General features: G+C 33.8%; 17 protein-coding genes and 2 tRNA genes. 13 read left to right on the top strand and 6 right to left on the bottom strand.

The window, feature by feature from the left end; translation table 11 throughout:
- Positions 1–8 precede the first annotated feature (8 nt).
- From EGI31_RS07995 to EGI31_RS08045, 11 genes are all read left to right on the top strand, one after another.
- On the top strand, positions 9–1,031 hold the full coding sequence (locus tag EGI31_RS07995) for a polysaccharide biosynthesis protein (RefSeq protein ID WP_255036685.1): 1,023 nt from the start codon (positions 9–11) through the stop codon (positions 1,029–1,031).
- Positions 1,024–2,151, top strand: a complete 1,128-nt coding sequence (wecB, locus tag EGI31_RS08000; RefSeq protein WP_255036686.1) for a non-hydrolyzing UDP-N-acetylglucosamine 2-epimerase — start codon at positions 1,024–1,026, stop codon at positions 2,149–2,151. The genes EGI31_RS07995 and wecB overlap by 8 nt, the downstream gene beginning before the upstream one ends.
- Positions 2,148–3,002 carry a dTDP-4-dehydrorhamnose reductase family protein gene (locus EGI31_RS08005; RefSeq protein WP_255036687.1) on the top strand — a complete coding sequence of 285 codons (855 nt, stop codon included), beginning with the start codon at positions 2,148–2,150 and terminating at the stop codon, positions 3,000–3,002. Before wecB ends, EGI31_RS08005 begins: the two co-directional genes overlap by 4 nt.
- Positions 3,002–4,219: a glycosyltransferase family 4 protein gene (locus EGI31_RS08010; RefSeq protein ID WP_255036688.1), complete on the top strand. Its 1,218-nt coding sequence runs from the start codon at positions 3,002–3,004 to the stop codon at positions 4,217–4,219. The genes EGI31_RS08005 and EGI31_RS08010 overlap by 1 nt, the downstream gene beginning before the upstream one ends.
- A gap of 306 nt (positions 4,220–4,525) precedes the next feature.
- Positions 4,526–4,804: a hypothetical protein gene (locus tag EGI31_RS08015; protein ID WP_255036689.1), complete on the top strand. Its 279-nt coding sequence runs from the start codon at positions 4,526–4,528 to the stop codon at positions 4,802–4,804.
- A 101-nt stretch (positions 4,805–4,905) separates the two neighbouring features.
- On the top strand, positions 4,906–5,682 hold the full coding sequence (locus EGI31_RS08020; protein WP_255036690.1) for an FkbM family methyltransferase: 777 nt from the start codon (positions 4,906–4,908) through the stop codon (positions 5,680–5,682).
- 106 nt (positions 5,683–5,788) lie between these two features.
- Positions 5,789–6,868 (top strand): phage tail-like protein, encoded by a 1,080-nt coding sequence (locus tag EGI31_RS08025; protein ID WP_255036691.1) that lies wholly within the window; start codon positions 5,789–5,791, stop codon positions 6,866–6,868.
- A gap of 62 nt (positions 6,869–6,930) precedes the next feature.
- Positions 6,931–7,854: an NAD-dependent epimerase/dehydratase family protein gene (locus EGI31_RS08030; RefSeq protein ID WP_255036692.1), complete on the top strand. Its 924-nt coding sequence runs from the start codon at positions 6,931–6,933 to the stop codon at positions 7,852–7,854.
- Positions 7,851–8,987 carry a glycosyltransferase family 4 protein gene (locus EGI31_RS08035; protein WP_255036693.1) on the top strand — a complete coding sequence of 379 codons (1,137 nt, stop codon included), beginning with the start codon at positions 7,851–7,853 and terminating at the stop codon, positions 8,985–8,987. The genes EGI31_RS08030 and EGI31_RS08035 overlap by 4 nt, the downstream gene beginning before the upstream one ends.
- A gap of 3 nt (positions 8,988–8,990) precedes the next feature.
- Entirely contained in the window at positions 8,991–10,586 is a 1,596-nt protein-coding gene (locus EGI31_RS08040) for a DUF1800 domain-containing protein (RefSeq protein WP_255036694.1), read from the top strand.
- Positions 10,587–10,595: 9 nt separating this feature from the next.
- Entirely contained in the window at positions 10,596–12,095 is a 1,500-nt protein-coding gene (locus tag EGI31_RS08045; protein WP_255036695.1) for a DUF1501 domain-containing protein, read from the top strand.
- 24 nt (positions 12,096–12,119) lie between these two features.
- Here the strand turns inward: EGI31_RS08045 and EGI31_RS08050 are convergent, their stop codons facing one another.
- The 6 genes from EGI31_RS08050 to hisIE all read right to left on the bottom strand — a co-directional run bounded on the left by EGI31_RS08050 (position 12,120) and on the right by hisIE (position 19,596).
- Positions 12,120–13,577: a capsule assembly Wzi family protein gene (locus EGI31_RS08050; protein ID WP_255036696.1), complete on the bottom strand. Its 1,458-nt coding sequence runs from the start codon at positions 13,575–13,577 to the stop codon at positions 12,120–12,122.
- A 56-nt stretch (positions 13,578–13,633) separates the two neighbouring features.
- The gene (locus EGI31_RS08055) at positions 13,634–15,691 is read right to left on the bottom strand and encodes a T9SS type B sorting domain-containing protein (protein WP_255036697.1); all 2,058 of its coding nucleotides are present in this window, start codon (positions 15,689–15,691) and stop codon (positions 13,634–13,636) included.
- Positions 15,692–15,907: 216 nt separating this feature from the next.
- Positions 15,908–17,347, bottom strand: a complete 1,440-nt coding sequence (locus tag EGI31_RS08060; protein ID WP_255036698.1) for a hypothetical protein — start codon at positions 17,345–17,347, stop codon at positions 15,908–15,910.
- Between the two features lie 471 nt (positions 17,348–17,818).
- Entirely contained in the window at positions 17,819–18,220 is a 402-nt protein-coding gene (locus EGI31_RS08065; RefSeq protein ID WP_255036699.1) for a hypothetical protein, read from the bottom strand.
- Positions 18,221–18,655: 435 nt separating this feature from the next.
- On the bottom strand, positions 18,656–19,000 hold the full coding sequence (locus EGI31_RS08070; protein ID WP_255036701.1) for a phage holin family protein: 345 nt from the start codon (positions 18,998–19,000) through the stop codon (positions 18,656–18,658).
- Positions 18,997–19,596 (bottom strand): bifunctional phosphoribosyl-AMP cyclohydrolase/phosphoribosyl-ATP diphosphatase HisIE, encoded by a 600-nt coding sequence (gene hisIE, locus EGI31_RS08075; protein ID WP_255036702.1) that lies wholly within the window; start codon positions 19,594–19,596, stop codon positions 18,997–18,999. The genes EGI31_RS08070 and hisIE overlap by 4 nt, the downstream gene beginning before the upstream one ends.
- Before the next feature lie 148 nt (positions 19,597–19,744).
- Here hisIE and EGI31_RS08080 point away from each other — a divergent pair.
- Together EGI31_RS08080 and EGI31_RS08085 are read left to right on the top strand one after the other, a co-directional pair.
- Positions 19,745–19,817: transfer RNA gene (locus EGI31_RS08080), tRNA-Gly, on the top strand.
- Between the two features lie 61 nt (positions 19,818–19,878).
- A tRNA-Leu gene (locus tag EGI31_RS08085) sits at positions 19,879–19,964 on the top strand.
- The last annotated feature ends 184 nt before the right edge of the window (positions 19,965–20,148 follow it).

Genomic DNA, 20,148 nt, shown 5'->3' on the forward strand with positions numbered 1-20,148 from the left:
ATATTTAAATGTTCAAAGATAAAACGTTAATTATAACTGGCGGAACTGGATCATTTGGTAATGCTGTTTTAAAAAGATTTCTAAATACAGAAATTAAAGAAATTAGAATTTTCAGTCGTGATGAAAAAAAACAAGACGATATGAGAGTTAAGTATCAAAATCCAAAATTGAAATTCCATATCGGTGATGTAAGAGATTATGACAGTGTAAACGTCGCTTTAAGGGGAGTTGATTATGTTTTTCACGCAGCCGCGTTAAAGCAAGTACCTTCCTGCGAGTTTTTCCCGATAGAGGCAACCAAAACAAATGTTTTAGGCACTCAAAACGTATTAAATTCTGCTATTCAGAATAAAGTAAAGAAAATGATTTGCTTGAGTACGGACAAAGCAGCTTATCCTATCAATGCCATGGGTATGTCAAAAGCCCTAATGGAGAAAGTTGTAATAGCTGCTTCAAGAAATATTCCGAATGATGAAACTACCGTATGTTTAACCAGGTATGGTAATGTGATGGCTTCAAGAGGATCGGTAATTCCTTTATTTATTAATCAAATACTAGCAGAGCAAGAAATAACTATTACCGATCCACAGATGACTAGGTTTCTTATGTCGTTAGACGAAGCAGTCGATTTAGTTTTATTCGCATTCAATCATGGGAAACAAGGAGACCTCTTGGTTCAAAAATCACCAGCCTCTACAATTAATACTCTGGCTGAGGCTTTATTGAAAATCTTCGATTCTAAAAGTAAAGTAAAAATTATTGGCACAAGGCATGGTGAGAAAAAATATGAGACACTTTGTACAAGAGAGGAAATGTTGAAAGCCGAAGATTTAGGTAGCTATTTCAGAATACCATCGGATAATCGTGATCTAAATTATGGGAAATATTTCAGCGATGGAAATTTATTGACCGCCTCTATTGATGACTACAATTCTAATAATACAAAGCAGCTTAGCTTAAATGAGACTGTAGAAACGCTTTTAAATTTAAACTATATTAAAAATTTCATAAATAATACTAAGGATGATTAAGGTAATGACAATTGTTGGCACGAGGCCTGAAATTATCAAATTAAGCCAAGTTATAAAACTAATAGACAAACACTGTGAACATATATTGGTCCATACTGGTCAAAATTATGATTTTGAGTTAAATGAGATATTTTTTGAACAATTAGGAGTTCGAAAGCCTGATTTTTTCTTAAATGCCGCCAGACCATCTTCTTCTGAAACCATTGGAGAAGTAATTATCAAAACTGATAAACTTTTAGCAGAGATATTACCTGATGCAGTATTGATTTATGGAGACACGAATAGCTGTTTGTCTGTAATACCTGCTAAAAAGAGAAAGATACCAATTTTTCACATGGAGGCTGGAAATAGATGTTTTGATCAAAGGGTGCCAGAGGAGGTAAACAGGAAAATTGTGGATCATTTGAGTGACATTAACATGCCCTTATCTGATCATGCAAGACAATATCTTTTAAGGGAGGGATTAAAGCCAGAGACCGTTATTAAAACTGGTTCTCCGATGAAAGAGGTAATAAATGCTAACTTCGATGCTATTTTAAAGTCCAACATTTTAGAGCTTGAAAACCTGGAAAAAAATGGATACTTTTTGGTAAGTATTCACAGAGAAGAGAATGTTGATTCTGATGTTAATTTTTCAGACTTGCTATCGACGATAAAAGGATTATCAAAATATTTCAACAAAAAAATAATAATCTCTACACATCCTAGAACAAGGAAAAAACTGGAAGAGATAAATTATACTGATGCCAATGCATTAATCTCTTTCGCAAAACCATTTGGTTTTCATGAGTACCATAAGCTCCAAATGAATGCTTTTTGTGTGATTTCCGATAGTGGGACTGTAACTGAGGAAAGTTCTATTCTAAAATTTCCTTCAATAACAATAAGGCAGGCACATGAAAGACCTGAAGGCATGGATGAAGGTACGTTAATTATGTCAGGCTTGAAATATGATAGAGTTTTAGAGTCAATTAAGATTGTAACTAATCCAGTCAGAAAGGAAATAAAAATTGTAAGTGATTATGACGTTGATAATGTGTCCGAAAAAGTATTAAGAATTATAGTTTCTTATACTGATTATGTTAACAGAACAGTTTGGAACAAAAATAGTGTTTTATGATTAGAGTAATTGTTCTTGGATCAAATGGTATGGCTGGGCATGTCCTTGTTAATTTTCTTAAAAGATTTCCAGAAAAGTATTTAGTTTTATCAGTAGCAAGGAGTAAAAGTAAGGTGGGGCCAGATATAATTTTGAATTTAGCAGATTTTGATGGGTTAAAAGCGTTGATTATTAAGTGGCAACCAGATGTTATTATTAATTCGGCCGGAATCTTAAATTTATCTGCTGAAAATGCCCCAGCCGAAGCAATATTAATTAATTCATTTCTGCCACACTTTCTCGTTGAGGTAACAAAAGAAACTAAATGTAAAATAATACATGTAAGTACGGATTGTGTTTTTTCAGGAAAGAAAGGGGGGTACTTGGAGAATAGTACAAAGGATGGAATTGGATATTACGCTCAAACTAAAGCACTTGGCGAAATAAATAATCAAAAGGATTTGACTATAAGAACTTCCATAATTGGTCCTGAAATTAAGTCTGATAGGATAGGTTTATTTGATTGGTTTATGAATCAAAAAGGACAAATTTTTGGTTACACGAATGCTATATGGTCTGGTGTTACGACTATGCAATTGGCTCGAATTATTGATTATTCAATAGAGAAAAATCTAAGCGGTCTTATTCATGCTGTAAATAATCAAAAAATATCCAAATATGATTTGTTATTGATTTTTAAAAGCTGTTTCCAGGTTGATGACATAACCATTATGAAAAAAGATGACTATTATGTTGATAAAAGTTTGGTCAACTCAAGGGTTGATTTTCAGTATCCTATTCCTAGCTATCTCGATATGGTCATTGAATTAAAAGAGTGGGTTGAAAGTCAAAAAAGTCTATACAATTATTAATGAGACTATTAATTATATCCCAATATTTTTGGCCTGAAAGCTTTAGAATTAATCAAGTTGCTGAGTCTTTGAGTGCGAATGGTTGTGAAGTTTATGTTTTAACAGGGCAACCTAACTATCCTGATGGTAATATATTTAAAGGCTACAAGAGTATTTCAATCAAAAGAGAAAAAATGGGAGAGGTAAATATTATTCGAATCCCTTTAATTCCAAGAAAAAGTGGCAGTTCATTATTTTTATTTCTCAACTATTTCTCATTTGTGATCTCAGGCTTGTTTGTTGCACCCTTTTTACTTAAAAAACTACGATTTGATTCGATATTTGTTTATGCAGTAAGTCCCTTGACAAAAGCAATACCCGCGATTTTTCTCAAGTGGTTATATAGGTTACCACTTGTGATTTGGGTAGGTGATTTATGGCCAGAAAGTTTAAGTAGTACGGGTCATATTAAAAATAAAAACATTCTCAACTTGGTGAGTATTGGTGTTCGGTTTATATATTCGCAGACAGATAAAATATTAGTACAATCCAAAGGGTTTATTCAGGATGTTCAGAAATTGGCTCCAAATAAAGAAGTATTGTATCTACCGAATCCTGAAAATAGGATTAGCTTAGAAAAGAACCTAGAAAATAATGGTTACAAACTAAATGGAAAATTTAAGATCGTATTTGCCGGTAATTTAGGAAGCGTACAGGCCTTAGACTCCATTATGGATTGTGCGGAATTACTAAAAGGTAATAAAGAAATTCATTTCACTCTGGTGGGCAGCGGAAGTAGAGTGGAATGGTTGAAAAAAAATATAGTTGAAAGGTCTTTGAAAAATGTTACACTTGCAGGAAGGTTTGACCCTCAATTTATGCCAGCGATTTTATATCAAGCAGATGCTTTATTAGTAACACTTATAAAAGATGAGTTGATGGCCAAAACAGTACCAAGTAAGTTACAAACTTATATGTCTATTGGGAAACCCATTATTGCTGGTTTAGAAGGGTCTGGGGCGAAGATTGTTAAGGAAGCTAATTGTGGGGTATTAGTGGATGTTAGTTCCCCTAAAAACATTTCTGAGGAAATATTACATCTTTCTAAACTTGATGGAAATGAATTAGATATTTTGGGTCAGAATGGTTTAAGTTATTTTGAAGAGAACTTTGCGATAAATAGAATAACTAATAAACTAAAAATCATTTTAGCAGGAATACAACTATTGAATAAATAGTTATTATTAATTTTATAAGACAAGTATTATTTATAAAAAAATAATGAATGTAGGAAAAATCATGAAGCGAATTTTTCCACAGTTTATCTTAACTGAAATTAGAAAGCGTTAAGAACTTACTGAGGTGAAGGAATGGATAGGTAATGGATGTATTGCTCTACACCTTTTCAGTAAAGCAAAAAAATATTTCGTGATTCCAGAGAAGTTTTTAGCTATAACATTCTAATAGAAAGAGCTAATAATCTTGGTAATATGATTGAGGCACCAAAGGCCTTTTTTAAAAAACTATTATTAATTGAACTTGGAATGGAATTATTTTTTAACGCAAAAGATAGGTTTAAGAAAGATAAACTTGTTACCAGTTTAAATGGATTTAGTGTTGTTGCACTAAGGTCTTTTTTAGAAAATATTAGTGAGCCCGCACTTTTTTGGTTATTTGGTCATTATTCTGCGGGCATAAAGACAGAATGGGATATGAATTTCCTAGTTTTCGAAGAGTTGCATTCTAAATTCGGTCTTTCAATCATTTATTTCTTGTTGACGATGCCAAGTGTTTTGTTGGTCATGATGATTCACCAAATATAGACACTTTAGCAGATTTCATAAGAAGTATGAATTCGGCATATGAAATATGCGTAGTTTAGGATATTATTATCTAATCTAGTATTCTGGTTTTGTGAACCAAATTGAGTTTTAAAAGTTTATATATATACTTATTAAATACTTTTTTTAATCGAAAGGTGCTTTTACCAAATGTTGTTAATATGAAATTAAAAATAATAAATTCTTTTGCAAATTTATTAAGAAAATTAGCGGTATCCCTTAATCCGGAGTTTCAAACTATTCAGTTTGCTCGGGTAGATCATTTTTATTCCAATAATGGGAATGAAAAATTGTATAATTTTCAATTGGATGAGAATAGTACTGTCATTGATTTGGGAGGATATGTCGGAGGTTGGACGGCTCAAATAAGTTCAAAATATAATTGTAAAATCTTTATTTTTGAGCCTTGTTTGGAGTATTATCAAATCATTGAGAAAAGATTCAAATCAAACAAAAAAGTTATTCCGCTCAATCTTGGATTGTCGGGTCAAAATGTAAAACTGAAAATTCATAAAAATGGTGTTTCGTCAAGTATTTTTCCATCAAAATCGAATTCTAGTGTTGGAGAAGTTGAAGAAATTGAGTTATTAAGTGCCAAAGATTTTTTATTCTCTAACTCTCTTCTTAAAGTTAACCTTATAAAAATCAATATTGAGGGAGGAGAGTTTGATTTATTAGAATATTTAATTGACGAAAATCTTATTGAACGATTTGACAATATTTTAGTTCAATTTCATGAGAATTTTCACAATGATTCCAATATTAGAATGGCCAAAATTCACTCAAAATTGTCAAATACTCATTTTTTAACCTTTCAATTTCCTTTTGTTTGGGAAAACTGGAAGAGAAAAGTACAATAGTTTGGGCATCACCATTTAATAAAAAAGAGATTAAACACTTTTTTATGAAGTATTTTGAAAATAGATTTACTGAAAAATAATTGTATAAAATTAAATTGAAATAAAAATGAAAACATTTAGACATCTTTTGCTGATTTTGGCCGTATTTGGTTCTTCTCTACTATTTGCTCAAAATGATAATGTCGGTATAGGAACTGCCAAGCCTGATCAATCTTCTATTCTTGATTTGAATTCTTCCAAAAAAGGATTACTTATTCCTCGGATGACCCTCTCTGATCGGAACAATATCTCTATGCCTGCCAAAGGTCTTTTAATTTATCAAACAGACCAAAATGCGGGATTTCAATATTTTGATGGACTCGAATGGAAACCGTTGAACCGTGATGAGGAAAAAAGTTTAGCTTCTAGTGCGGCAATGTCTGGCACTTTAAATTATATTCCCAAATTTACAGGGGCATCTACTATTGATAATAGTGGTATTTTTGAAGACGGAGCTGGAAATGTTGGTATTGGAACTTCCACAATACCAGCATTTGCTAAACTTCAAGTTCAAGGAAATTTGATTACAAATGGTAGTATTTTTATGAATGGTACCAGTGCAGCTTTAACTATGAATGCATTGAGTGCGGGATCACAAGGTAGATTTGACTTTAACGATGGAGGGGTTCCTAAATTTCAAATTTATCATACTTTTGGTCAGAATGGATTAGGTATTTGGGATATTGTAGGTGCAAAGGATTTATTATTGTTTGATGCTGGGGTTGCTAATTTTAATAATTCTATCAAGGTAAACACAAATACTGGTTTCTTGGCAATCGGTAATTTCTCACCAGGAACTCCTCTTCCTACGCCTGCAGGTTACAGGCTGATAGTACAAGACGGAATACTTACTGAAAAAGTAAAGGTAGCTCTCAAATCTTCTGTGGCAGATTGGGCTGATTATGTATTTGAGCCTGAGTATAAGACCAATATGATGACTCTAGATGAGGTGGAGCAGTTTACACTCAAAAACAAGCATTTGCCTAATGTGCCTTCGGCAGATAATATGGTTTCTGAAGGCTTAGACATTGCTAAAACTTCGAAAATGTTCATGGAAAAAATTGAAGAGTTAACCTTATATTTAATCGAGCTAAATAAAGAGGTAAAAGCCCTCAAAGTTGAGAATCAATTATTAAGAAATAAGTAAAAAAATCCCGAAATTTGACCCAGCATTAGAATAATGCTGGGTCTTTTTTATTTTTAAAATTCATGATGAAGATATTAATTACTGGTGGTGCAGGAAACGTAGGTAGTAGTTTGGCGGCATATTTATTGAATATTGGTAAGTATGAGGTTTGTATTTTTGATAATTTATTAACTGGTGACCTTAGCAAATTACCGTCAGCTGACCTACCGAATTGGTGGTTTATACGTGGAGATGTAAATAACTATCAAGACATTTCAGCAGTTATGTTATCAAATAGATTTGAATATGTCTTTCATTATGCTGCCGTGGTTGGTGTTAAGAGGACGCTGGATAATCCCAAAATGGTCTTAAACGATATTGATGGGATTAGGAATATTTTAGATCTATCAAAAAACACAGGTGTAAAAAGAGTGTTTTATTCATCTTCATCAGAGGTTTATGGTGAGCCTGTAGAAATTCCTCAATTTGAGGATACTACGCCTTTAAACTCGAAATTACCTTATGCTATAGTAAAGAATCTAGGCGAAGCTTATCTTAAATCATACAATAAAGAATTTGGATTAGAATTCACAATTTTTCGTTTTTTTAACACTTATGGTCCAAATCAAAGTCTAGATTTTGTAATTGCAAAATTTTTAAACCTAGCGATGAATAATCTTGATATAACAATATATGGTGATGGGAAACAAACTAGAACCTTTTGTTATGTAGATGATAATTTAGAAGTAACTAAGCGTATATTAGAGGGTGGATATTTCAAAAATGAGATACTAAATATTGGAAATGATATAGAGTACACTGTTTTAGAACTTGCCCAAATAATAATAAATATTACTAATTCGAAATCTAAAATTATTAGTTTGGATCCATTAGTGGAGGGAGATATGACAAGAAGAAAACCAGATATCTCAAAAATGAGAAAAGTTTTAAATAGGGAGTTAATTTCTTTGGAAGAAGGGATAAAAAAAATGATTAAATATAAATGATAGTTATTTTAGTTTTTATTATTTCAGTTTTAGTAACTATAATTATTAATAGATTGCTTTTAGCGTTTTCGAAAAATCTAGGTACAAGAGGAGAAGAAAGGATTCAAGTTAGATGGGCTTCAACGACTAAGCCTTCATTAGGAGGATTTGCATTCTACATAATATTTTTGGGGCTAATTAGTACTACTGGGTTGATGGAAAACGAATACTTAATTTTGAGTAAAAAACAAATGATGGGCTGTTTTATAGCCATAAGTCTCGGTTTTGCAATTGGTTTTGCTGATGATACCTACAATACTAATCCTCGATTAAAAGCAATTGGCCAATTAGCGTGTGCTTTTGTTTTATTTTTCTTCGACATCCAAGTTAATTTGTTTGAAGGTTATGCTTTATTGAATTTTTTGGTAACTTCATTTTGGGTAATAGGGTTAATGAATTCAATTAATATGTTGGATAATATGGATGGTGTAACTGCAACAGTTTCCTTATTAATAATATGTATATTTATCTTTTTTATGCTCATAAATACATTAATTGATATCCATGTTTTGATAATCTTAGTAGGTGTCTGTGGTTCATTACTTGGATTTTTATATCATAATTGGTATCCTTCAAAAATGTATATGGGAGATGCTGGCAGTCAATTTTTAGGTATATTCTTGGCTATTTTTAGTATCGTATTCCTATGGAAAGAGCCAGGACTTAACGATTACGGAGGTTTTTTTTCTAAAATTTCGATACCATTATTAGTTTTTATAATTCCATTAATCGATACTTTTACGGTAGTCTTTTATAGGCTAAAACGAAAAAGTAGTCCTTTCAAAGGTGGAGCTGATCATACAACACATCATTTAGTTTATTATGGATTTTCGGAACGTACGGTTGTTTTTATTTTTGTCGCAATATACGTTATAGTATTATTCATTATTTTTTATATGTTCAATTTTGAATTCATGAAGAATAATCAAAATTTTGTCACATATTTATTTATGGCATTAATTTTTGGAATTATTCAATACTTTTATTCTAAAGGGGCATTGAAAATTAATGTAAAGAAAGCTAAGAGAAATGTGCAATCAAGAAAAAGTATTTATGAAAAAATAGTTAGCAAAATTCATATGTCGAAAGTTTAAAAAATGCCTTATTTAGACCCATATACTTTAGTATTGACAGAAAAAACGTCGAGTCATTTACTCAGGAGGGCTACTTTTGGTCCAACCAGACAAGATATTATAAATTTTACCGGTGCTACTGCTGCAGATGCTGTAAATCAACTAATCAGTAATTCAGACTTTATTGTACCAGAACCAGTAGATTTGGATATAAATTCTTCAACTAAAGGCGAAACTTATTTATCAAGAGTACCCTATGAAATTAATAAGAATTTTTATTACACTCATTATGTACGTTTATGGTGGATAGGTATTATGGCAAGGCAAACACCAACTTCAATATTAGATAAATTGACGCTATTTTGGCAAAATCATTTCGTCACCAATGTAGAAATAGTAAATGAATACAAATTTGAATTTGGATATATTGATTTACTTAGAAAAAATGCTCTTGGCAACTTTAAATATCTTGTGAAAGAAATTACCAAGAATTCAGCTATGCTAGTTTTTTTGAATGGTAATCAAAATGTTAAGGGAGAACCGAATGAAAATTATGCTAGAGAATTACAAGAATTATTTGTTGTGGGGGAAAAGGATTTTTACGGAAATCCTACCTACGAGGAGAATGATGTTAGGGAAGCAGCTAAAGTATTAACTGGTTGGAAAACCAATGCTTACGGAGCCTTACCTCATGGAACTTATTTTAGCTCAAATAACCATGATGAGACAGATAAAATATTCTCATCACATTATGGAAACAATATTATTTTTGGAAGGGCTGGGTTGAATGCAGGAGAATTAGAACTAAATGATCTTGTTTCAATGCTACTTAATCATCAAGAATCTGCGAAATTTATCTGCAGAAAGTTGTATCGGTGGTTCGTAAATCCAAACGTAACTGAGAATATTGAATTAAATATTATAATTCCATTAGCAACTTTTTTTGCTAGTCCAGCAAATAATTTTGAAATTGAACCAGTTGTACGAAAGTTACTCACCAGTCAACATTTTTATGAAGAATCGAATATTGGTTCTATGGTAAAATCACCCTTCGATTTAATAATAGGGTCTATGCGTTTCTTTAATTTCCCAGTTCCTCAAGTAAGTCCAGCTGAGGTAAGTAGTTATTTGAATTATGTTAATTTTTGTTTTTACCTAATGGAAAATATGCAAATGGAAATTTTAAAACAACCTTCAGTATTTGGATATGAACCATATTACCAACCAGGATATTCAAAAATATGGATTAACTCCTCAACTTTGGGAAGAAGAAATCAATTTGTTGATGCTATAATATATGGTGGTAACCTAGTGAATGCAAATTATAATATTAAAATTGATTTATTCAAACTCGCTTCAACGGCTGACGTTCCAAATAACGCTAACTCCATTGTTGAGCAATTTGCAAAATTCATGTTTACCCATGAATTAAGTTCAGCCCAAAAAATGTTTCTAGTAAACAATATTATGATGCAAGGGCTTCCATTGACTACTTGGCAATTTGAGTATAATGCATTTATTGCGGATCCAAATAATATTGATAAGAGAAACGCAGTGGAATACCGATTACAAACATTAATGAGGTATATTTTAAAACTCGCAGAATTCCAGATCTGTTAATGTGAAATAATGAATAGACGGCAATTTTTTACTTCTTCTTCTAGCTGCTTATTGCCACTTTTCTTAGATAAGAAGAGTTTGAGAGTGTTTTCCAATAGTACACCATTGGTTAAGTCAATTCTAGAAACAGATGCATTGTCTACCGATAGAGTACTAGTTCTGATCTATTTAAACGGTGGAAATGATGGCTTGAATACTGTTATTCCTTTAGACCAAATGTCGGAATATCAGAGTTTGCGATCTAACATTGCTATTCCAGAAAATAGTGCTTTAGTTCTGCAAAATCATATCAATATGGGATTACATCCCTCAATGATTGGCTTTAAAAATTTATTTACCGAAGGAAAGCTTTCAATTATTAATTCAGTTTCTTACCCTAACCCAAACTTCTCTCATCATCGATCAACGGAAATTTGGATGACTGCAACTGACTCAAATGTCCAGGCCGCCACTGGTTGGGCAGGTAGATATTTAGATAATCGGTTTCCAAATTATCCTGCTGCCTATCCATCTGTAGAAATGGATGACCCGATAGCTTTACAAATTGGTTATGTAACTTCAACAGCTTTATTGGGTCCGGCAGAATCAATGGCCATTGCACTTAATGATCCAGAAACATTTAAATTACTCATAGGTGAAGGAACTCCAAATATACCAACTGATTTACCTTGTTGCGAAGCAGGCGATCTTATTTCATATATTCGCAAGCAAAAGATTTTATCTATTGGTTATGCCGACAGAATTAAGCATGCCGCAGACTTGGGAGCCAATTATGCAACTTATCCCGTAAATAATGGTTTAGCTGATCAACTAAAAATAGTCTCTAGATTAATTCATGGTGGTTTAAAAACGAAAGTGTACTTGGTAACTCAAGATGGTTACGATACTCATGCGAACCAAGTTTCAACTACACCTACTACAGGGCTACATGCAAACTTATTAAAAGATTTATCTGATGCTATTAGTGCCTTTCAAGCTGATTTGAAGTTACAGAACATTGAAGACAGGGTAGTTGGTATGACATTTTCGGAATTTGGAAGGCGTGCAAAATCTAATAACAGTAATGGAACTGATCATGGAGTTGCGGCTCCTGTGTTTGTTTTTGGAACCAAGATTAAACAAAAAGTAATAGGAAATAATCCAGACCTAACTGACCTGGAGAATAATGATATTAAAATGCAAATTGATTTCAGGAGGATATATAGAGATATTCTTCAGGATTGGTTTGGAGTTAGTTCACAACTTACTAATCAGTTTTTGTATAAGGATTTTAGTACCATCTCTCTTTTTAATGAATATATAGAAAGCGTAAAGTCTGGTAATTGGTTAGATCCATCGACATGGTCAATTGGGAGAGTTCCAAAGTTAGACGAGAATGTAAAAATAAACATAGGGCATAAGGTTATTGTAAAGTCTACAGATAGGGTGGAATGTAAATATCTAAACATTTTGGGAAATTTTGAAACAGAGAATGGAGCGTATTTTAAATCTGGAGGATTGATGAATTAAGACAATGTTTGTCCCGAAAAACAATTATAAAATATTATACCCGATTCCGATATTTGCACCTATCGTTTTATTTAGTAATTGGCCAGAATCAAAACTTAGAGCAAGATTCATTCTTAAATTTTTGTATGGGATAGAGATTTTCTGAAGCATACAAAATTGATGGCTATTTAATTTTTCAGAATAGTTTCCCAAATTTTTTGAAAATAAAATTTGTGTTATAAATTTTACATTTTGTAAATTGCTATAAATTGTTGCGTTTAATGAGGTACCTCTATTATTAAGTAAAGTTTTTCTGCTGTGTAAATCTGTTTTTATTTGGTTAAAAGGGATTATAAGTGGAGTACCAATTACCTGTCCTTTATAAATCCATCCATCCTTGTATAAACTATTGTAAAAGTAATTGTCTCTACCTCTTAGTTCAGGAATCCACTCAAACAACTCTCCACCCTGATTTTTTGTGTTTAAATATTCAAGGCATATTTTGCTCAGAAAACCATTTTGTTTTGATATTGAAATTCCATAAAGGCCGTCAGCTATATTGTTGAGATAAAATAATGAGCCGTCTTCATAAAAACTCTGGCGGTAAATAAATATATTGAGTTTTGCTACTGCCAATTGCAAACCCATATCTATAGTTCCGAGATGATTACCAGCTCTATTTGTTGCTTCATTACCAGGAATGCCATTAGGATTATTAAAAGCATTTCCATTTTTGTTCAAACTAACACCCGAAGAGACTTTTAAAAATGTTTGAAAATCTCTCCCGAACTTAGATATAGTCTGTTTTGTGATATCGTCGTAAAATGGCATTGTGGGTAAACCACCCCATTGCACTTGGTGATTAAAGCCTCCTATGAGGTGTACTTTCCAAGAAGGTTTACCGATACGGGCATAAAAACTTTTTTGGTGGAGCCATACGTTTTGTACGGAATCGCCTTTACCGAACCAACCGTGAGCAAAATTGCCTTTGATGGCTAAAAGGCCATTCTTTGTGATGGGTGTATAGTTGGGTATAGATATTTCAATTTTGGGCATAGGTAGAGCATTGCCAGACCAAATATAACTGCCCATAGTACCAAGGGTATCTACCAAGCCCTGTATTTCTCTTCTTCGCCCGCCATAGAGTTGAAATGCACCGTACCTCATTTTAAGATGTGCAACTGGCAAAAGCACCTGATTAACCCTTCCATAGTTGAGGTGGGTTTCTATGCCATATCCATAGTCAAAGCGTTTAAGTTTTTTATTTATGGTGTAGAGTGAGTCATATTCCTGTTGAATATTAAGATTTAGAAAGCCAATTCCCGATTTAAGGGGAATTAAGCCATATTGGTTACTCCTAAGTAGAAAGGGCGTGGTAATATCTGAAGAAACTAATCCTCCAATAGATCCTTGTATATTGGTTTTTTGTAGAAATTTCTGCGAATAGGTAGTGCCACAAGCCAGAAATAAGAGATAAGCAGTAATGTATATTTTGGATTTCAAATCGATTTCTTGAGAGGTTTTAAGTTTACAAATGCCAGCAGAATTCATTTGGGCATTCAAAGAATTTCAAATTTACCAATTTTACGAATTGTTTCACCCTTATTTAAGCCAATTTTTAAATCATAAAGATAAGAGCCAAATGGTAAAGGAGTTCCATGGCGTTTCCCATCCCAACTTTCGGTTTTATCTGTTATTTCGACAATTCTATTTCCCCATCGGTCATATATTGTCAAATTATAATTATTTACTCTTCCAAATCTACCTTTGATTTCAAAGAGATTGTTGATATTATCTTCATTGGGGGTAAATGCGTCAGGAATAAAGAATAAAGCCTCAATGGGAATAGATATTTGGTTGGAAATACTACTAATGTTTCCATTTCCAAGAGCTCTAATTTTAAATTTGGCCTCAATTTCACTGTTGCTGATATCTACAGAGGAGCTATTTATATTTTGGCCCAGTACCTTCTCAACAAATTCGGCCGATGTATTTTCATCAATACTTATTAGTTCAAAACTTTGAATAGTTGAATTCCCAAAAGGAGAGTTTGTAGTCCAATTAAGCTCAGCATTTTCGGAGGCTTGTAAGTGTAAGGTACACATAGTTTCGGAGAGTTTAGAAGTACTCCCACATTTATCTTTGTAACCAATTTGGAAACAATGGCTATTTAAGTATGTATTTTCTTCGATTTTGAACCTTTTATTTTGAGAATCTGGAATACTATCAACTTTTTGTAAATGGCCTGATTTATCATTTTTATAAAGATAATAAAGATCTTTTTCTATTAACCAACCGGAATTATCACCAAATAATAACTCAATTGTATTATTTGATACAACACTAAGTCTTGCGTTGGTTATTGGTGGGGGGGGTATGGAACTTCGATCGGTACATTTAACATTCGATAAAGAGGTTGAAAAGAAAGGGAAATTATAGGTTCCAGATTCCCAATTTCCTACAATTCGGGTTTCAAGTTGATAGCAAACTTGGTCTAAGCAATTTTGTTTGTCTACTATATTTTTCCCATAAACATCTTTTTTGGTAGTCGAACCATTGGAAAAATTCTTTACTATCAATTTATTAGAAATACTTATTACCTTGGTATTATTTACCAAAGTAACATCGTTTGTGTTCGTATATTCCCTAAAGACAATCTTATTTTCATTTGGATTTAAGTAAATTAGACTGTCTATTTTTACCGAGCATACCTCGCCGCTAATTTCATTACAAGTTGCATATGCTGCATTCGGATTTCTTAGAACCACAAAACAGTTTGATTCATTTTCCTTAAGTTCGACATTTAAAATACCAGGTTCATGACTTCCTATTAAATTTGGTATGGAATATTGACCAAATTTATCAATTCTATAAATAGAGTGCTTATCATATGCACCTTCAAATTCTAGTCTACCTCTCATTCCGTTGTCTTCAACCTCTAACTTTACAATTTTAGGTATGTTTCCACCATGGTTCATTTCTAAAATTATCGAATCTGGTTTATAGCAATTTGTACTATTTGTTGTATTTCCCCAGATTAGAATTGATCTATTGTTTCTGTTCGTATTGAAGGTTTTGTTAATTGTGTAAGGTAATTTGTTAAAAACTGTGGGAGGTGTGCCATCGTCCCATCCAATAGTATAGGAGTCAAAATTGTTGGCTTGGTTTATAGGAACAATTAGATTTAGAAAGTTGGAATTACAGCTATTATAGCTAAAAACTGGTTTGCTGTTAGGCCTTACACTGATAGTTTTGCAGGCAAACATATCCTTACCATTTTTTTTGCCATATTGGAGAATTCTGTAAACTTCGATATTGGTATTGGCAAATAGGGCATTCACAGAGTCTTTATTGCCCACTTTATCGAGGGCACTAAATGCTTTTCCATTGTAATAAAAATCGTATCTGATATCTGTGCCGCCTGAGAGATCTTTGAGCTTTACGGTAAGAGGGGAGCAGCCAGCGGATACATCTCCATCAATCTTAAAGCCACCATCTACGGCTCCTGCAGGCCAATTGTTTTTATCACATAGTCCTTGGCTATACACAAAATGGCACGCAAGTATAAGGACGATTATACCCCAATTGCGAAAAGTAAGTTTGCTTTGCCTGCTCAATTAGCCAGAGTTTAAAAAAGAAACGTGAATTTAATGAATTTGGGTGAAAATGGTATCAAAATTTATTTAGCGGACTATTTAAAGGCAAAGCAAAACAATTACTCCTTATGAATAATCATATAATGAAGCATTCCTGAACAAGATTTTAGCATACAAAGGAATTATTATTTCTTAGCCTCCTAGCGACTTTGCAGTTAAATCTTAATCATATTAAATTCAAAAGAAGGAATTTCTTCTAATAGAAATATGGATTCCAGTATTGTTTCCGAATAAATTCCCGAAATCTTGAGCGAGTTGTACTTCAAGGTTTAAGTTAAGCGGTATATTTTTTTGAATAGCCAGAAGTAAAGAAGTAGAATTTTTTTCAATCGGATTTCCGTAAATGCCATAGTTGATTTGATGGTTGCCCTTTAAATTTACCAAAAAGCCCTTGTAGTTTCCAGTTGCCGCAAGATGGAATGCTTTTGTTCTGTTTCCAGTTATTAATCTATTTTCAGGATTGATAGTTATGAACGGCGTTCCAAGAATACGCTCCCTATAAGACCAAGATTGGTATTGACCATGAGAGAAGTAGTTATCATATTCTCCAGAATTGCTTAATTGGTATTTACCAAAACGATATAAACCTTGGCTTTTGGTGTAAATAAATTCTCCATTTAAATGTGATAGGATTCCAGTTCGCCTTTTGTTTTTCCATGAAATACCATAGATGCCATCCTCTACATTATTAAAATTTACCAACGAACGTGCAAAATCAAATGGTTTTTGGTGGTAGAACTGCCAGTTCTGATGGATAGTGGCTGATAAGTCTATACTACCTAACTGATTGCCAATGGCCAAGCCGCCATCGTAACCTGGTACTTTGGTAGGGTCAATATTAGCGAATTTCTGTAAAAAAGGCAATATAATGAATTGATAACTGTACAAAGGTTTAGGGGCCAAGTAGCCATTAATGGTTGGTGGAAATTCACCGCCAACATTTTTTAATGTTTCGGAATATCCGCCCCATTGAACTTGATGGTTGACGCCGCCCATCAATTGTACTTTTTTGTTTTTATCGTTGATTTTTAGATATAGCCACTTTTGGTGCAAGTAATAATTTTCAATAATTCCTTGTGTACCAAACCATCCATGTGAAAGTCCGCCTTTGAATGATACTCTGTTGTGTTTGCCTAATGCAACCCAATGTGGTGTAGATACTTGCAGTTTGGGTACAGGCAATGCATTTCCTGACCAAACATAAGCCCCAGAGGTTAGTGTAGAGTCCGTAAGTCCCTGAATTTCTTTTCTCCTTCCAGCATAAAACTCCATCTTGCTGTATCTCATTTTGATAAAGGCCTCAGGTAGTAGTGTTTGATTGGTGTTTCCGAGGTTGGTATGAAAGTTAGCTCCATAACCTAAACCGAATTTTTTCAGTTTTCTATCAAGGGTTAACAAGCTATCATAGTCTTTGCTAATTCCGCCGGATAAGTAAAAAATGCCTGATTGACGAGGTATTAATCCAAATTGGTTGGCTTGTAAGAAAAATGGCGTATTTGTCTTTGAAGAAGCTATTACACCTGTTTTTATGTCATATTTTAAGCCATGAAATATCTCTTGAGCTTTCACGACTTGATTAAATGTGAAAAACAAATATACAATTATTAGGTATTTCATAGAGGTGGTAGGGTCAGATATATTATCATTTCAAGGTTTTAACTCCCAAATAATACAAAGAAATCATTTTCTCAGTTAATTGTAGTGAACTTTTGAAAATTTTATTATTCGGTAATTGAAGCTAGAAGTTGTAATATGGCTAGTCATAAGGCACAAAGGCAACGAGGCATTGAGGCATGAAGGCAATGATGCACAAGGCAATAAGGCACGAAGGCAATGAGGCATTGAGGCACGAAGGCATTGAGGCACAAAGGTAACAAGGCATTAAGGCAATAAGGCAATAAGGGACAAGGCAATTGGTCAATTAAACTTGCTCTGTGTGGCTCTGTGCAAAACCCTGAGCACTCTGTGGTATTAGAATAAACACATAGTCACATAGGACACATAGAAAAGAATCTCTGGTCTCTAAGTGTTTTAAAAATTCAAAAACAACCTATGATCTCTATGTGTCTATGTGTTTTAAAAAAAAACTCACATACTATCCGCCCCACCTTTCTGGAAGATAACTTCTTTTACTAGCCCAATAGAGTTAAAATGCAAAATCATAGCTTCGGAAGTCGTAGTGTTACGGATGTTTTGGCACTGGGGGCCACGCTCGAAGAAATAGACCACGTATTTTTCGGATTTTTTGTCTAAAAGCTGATAGTCGTATCTTCCAATGGTTTTTACGATTTCGTTTTCTGAAATACTAAGGATCTGATCTTTGTTGTCTTTTAGTATTTGGAGTTGCTTTATTCTTTTTCCTTCGCATCCTCCACGGTCGCCTTTGAAGGCCTCTGAATCAAAGCCTTTGATTTCTAGTGGTTTTGAGTAGGAGCAAGCTTGTAGAAGCATGAGTGCTGAAATGAAGGCGAAATATTTTAAAATATGCATTTTGAGTATTTTTTTTCTAAATGGCAAACTGCCTTCTGCAATAGTAATTATATATAAATTATCATTAAATATGATTCATAGTCGGTTTGGTAACGTTTTCTTGTCAGTTCGAGCGTTAGCGGGCGGCGTTCTATACGAGAACACGTTTTCTAATGCTAAATTTAACTAGTTGTACTGCCTTCTCAGCATTCATCTCGACTACCGCTCGATGTGACAATCAATGTCAGTTCGAGCGTTAGCGGGCGGCGTTCCGTACGAGAACACGTTTTCAGCTGTTAAAATTAACTTATTGTACTACCTTCTCAGTTTGCATTTCGACAAGCTCAATGTGACACATTTCCACTACCGCTCGATGTGACAATTGTATTAAATAGTGACTAATTTACAAATCACCAATCCACCAGTAACCAATCCACAAATAACCAATAACGAACCTCACTTATCCTTCTGAAACATTCCCACCGCACCGTTAGCTATCGAAATTATGAAACTTAATATCAACGGCGGAATGAATCCTTCTACTTTGAAACCATCCACCAGGTAGTCGCACAAGTAAACAATACACACGCTAATAACCAATGAGAACAAACCTAGGGTAAGAAACGTAATCGGTAAAGAAATCAAGCTGAGTATGGGTCTCACAAAAGTGTTCAGGATACTCATTACCAACGCTACAATGATAGCTGTGGTGTAGCCATCAACGTTGATACCTTTCAAGTAATTCGGCACAATCATGATGATGAGGCCACAAAGCAGTAGTCTTACAATGTAATTCGTCATTTCGATTGATGTCTTTTAATTAATACTTCTAAAACTTCATCCAAGCTTATTTCTTTGGCCTCCAGTAAAATCAAATAGTGAAACAATAAATCTGCAGCTTCTCCAAGAAACAAATCTTTGTTATCGTCTTTGGCTTCTATGACCAACTCCACTGCCTCTTCGCCCACTTTTTGAGCAATTTTATTGATGCCTTTTTTAAACAATGAAGTGGTATAGGAAGCATCTGTTGGATTGTTTTTTCTATCCTTTATTATTTCTGTTAACTGCTGAATAAACATCACTTTGCCTGAGTTTGTTTCTTGCCAACAAGTATCATCCCCAGTGTGGCAAGTTGGGCCATCGGGCAACGCTTTTATTAGTATGGCGTCATTGTCGCAGTCTATTCTATGCTCTATATAATTGAGATAATTCTCGGAAGTTTCGCCTTTGGTCCAGAGCCTTTCTTTGGAGCGGCTGTAGAAGGTTACTTTTTTTTCATTTATGGTTTTCTCTAGGGCTTCTTGGTTCATGTATCCTTGCATGAGTACTTTTCCAGTGTAAAAGTCTTGAATAATGGCTGGAAGTAAGCCGTTAGAAAAATCTGCTTGTCTATTCATAAAAATTATAATTGTGCAAAAATACTAAGTACTAATTAATTGTGGGTGGTATTCTAAAATTATTATATTTTTTTTCAAATAAGGCTTGACAAATATAAAAAAGCCTTCTATCTTTGCACCCACATTGAACGAGAAAGGTTCTTTAAAAGCGAAAGTAGCTCAGTTGGTAGAGCGTAACCTTGCCAAGGTTAAGGTCGCGGGTTCGAGACCCGTCTTTCGCTCGAGAGATAAAAAGTTCCTATGCAAATGGGAGCTTTTTTTATTTCTCAGGGCATATCACCCGCCGGGGTGGTGGAACTGGTAGACACGCAGGACTTAAAATCCTGTGAGCCTTATCGCTCGTACGGGTTCGATTCCCGTCCCCGGTACTCGGAAGGTCTTAGATTAATTTCTAAGGCCTTTTTTGTTATTAATTGGCATTATAGATTGTGCGGTGGCGACCGGGCTGGCGTACCAGCGGCAGTCGTCGCTGTCCCGTCCCCGGTACTCCCGGGAAGTCTTTAAGCTTAGGTTTTAAGGCCTTTTTTGTTTTTTTCGCACGGAAATTACAGA

Source organism: Lacihabitans soyangensis (assembly GCF_024343775.1).
Lineage (GTDB): Bacteria > Bacteroidota > Bacteroidia > Cytophagales > Spirosomataceae > Leadbetterella > Leadbetterella soyangensis.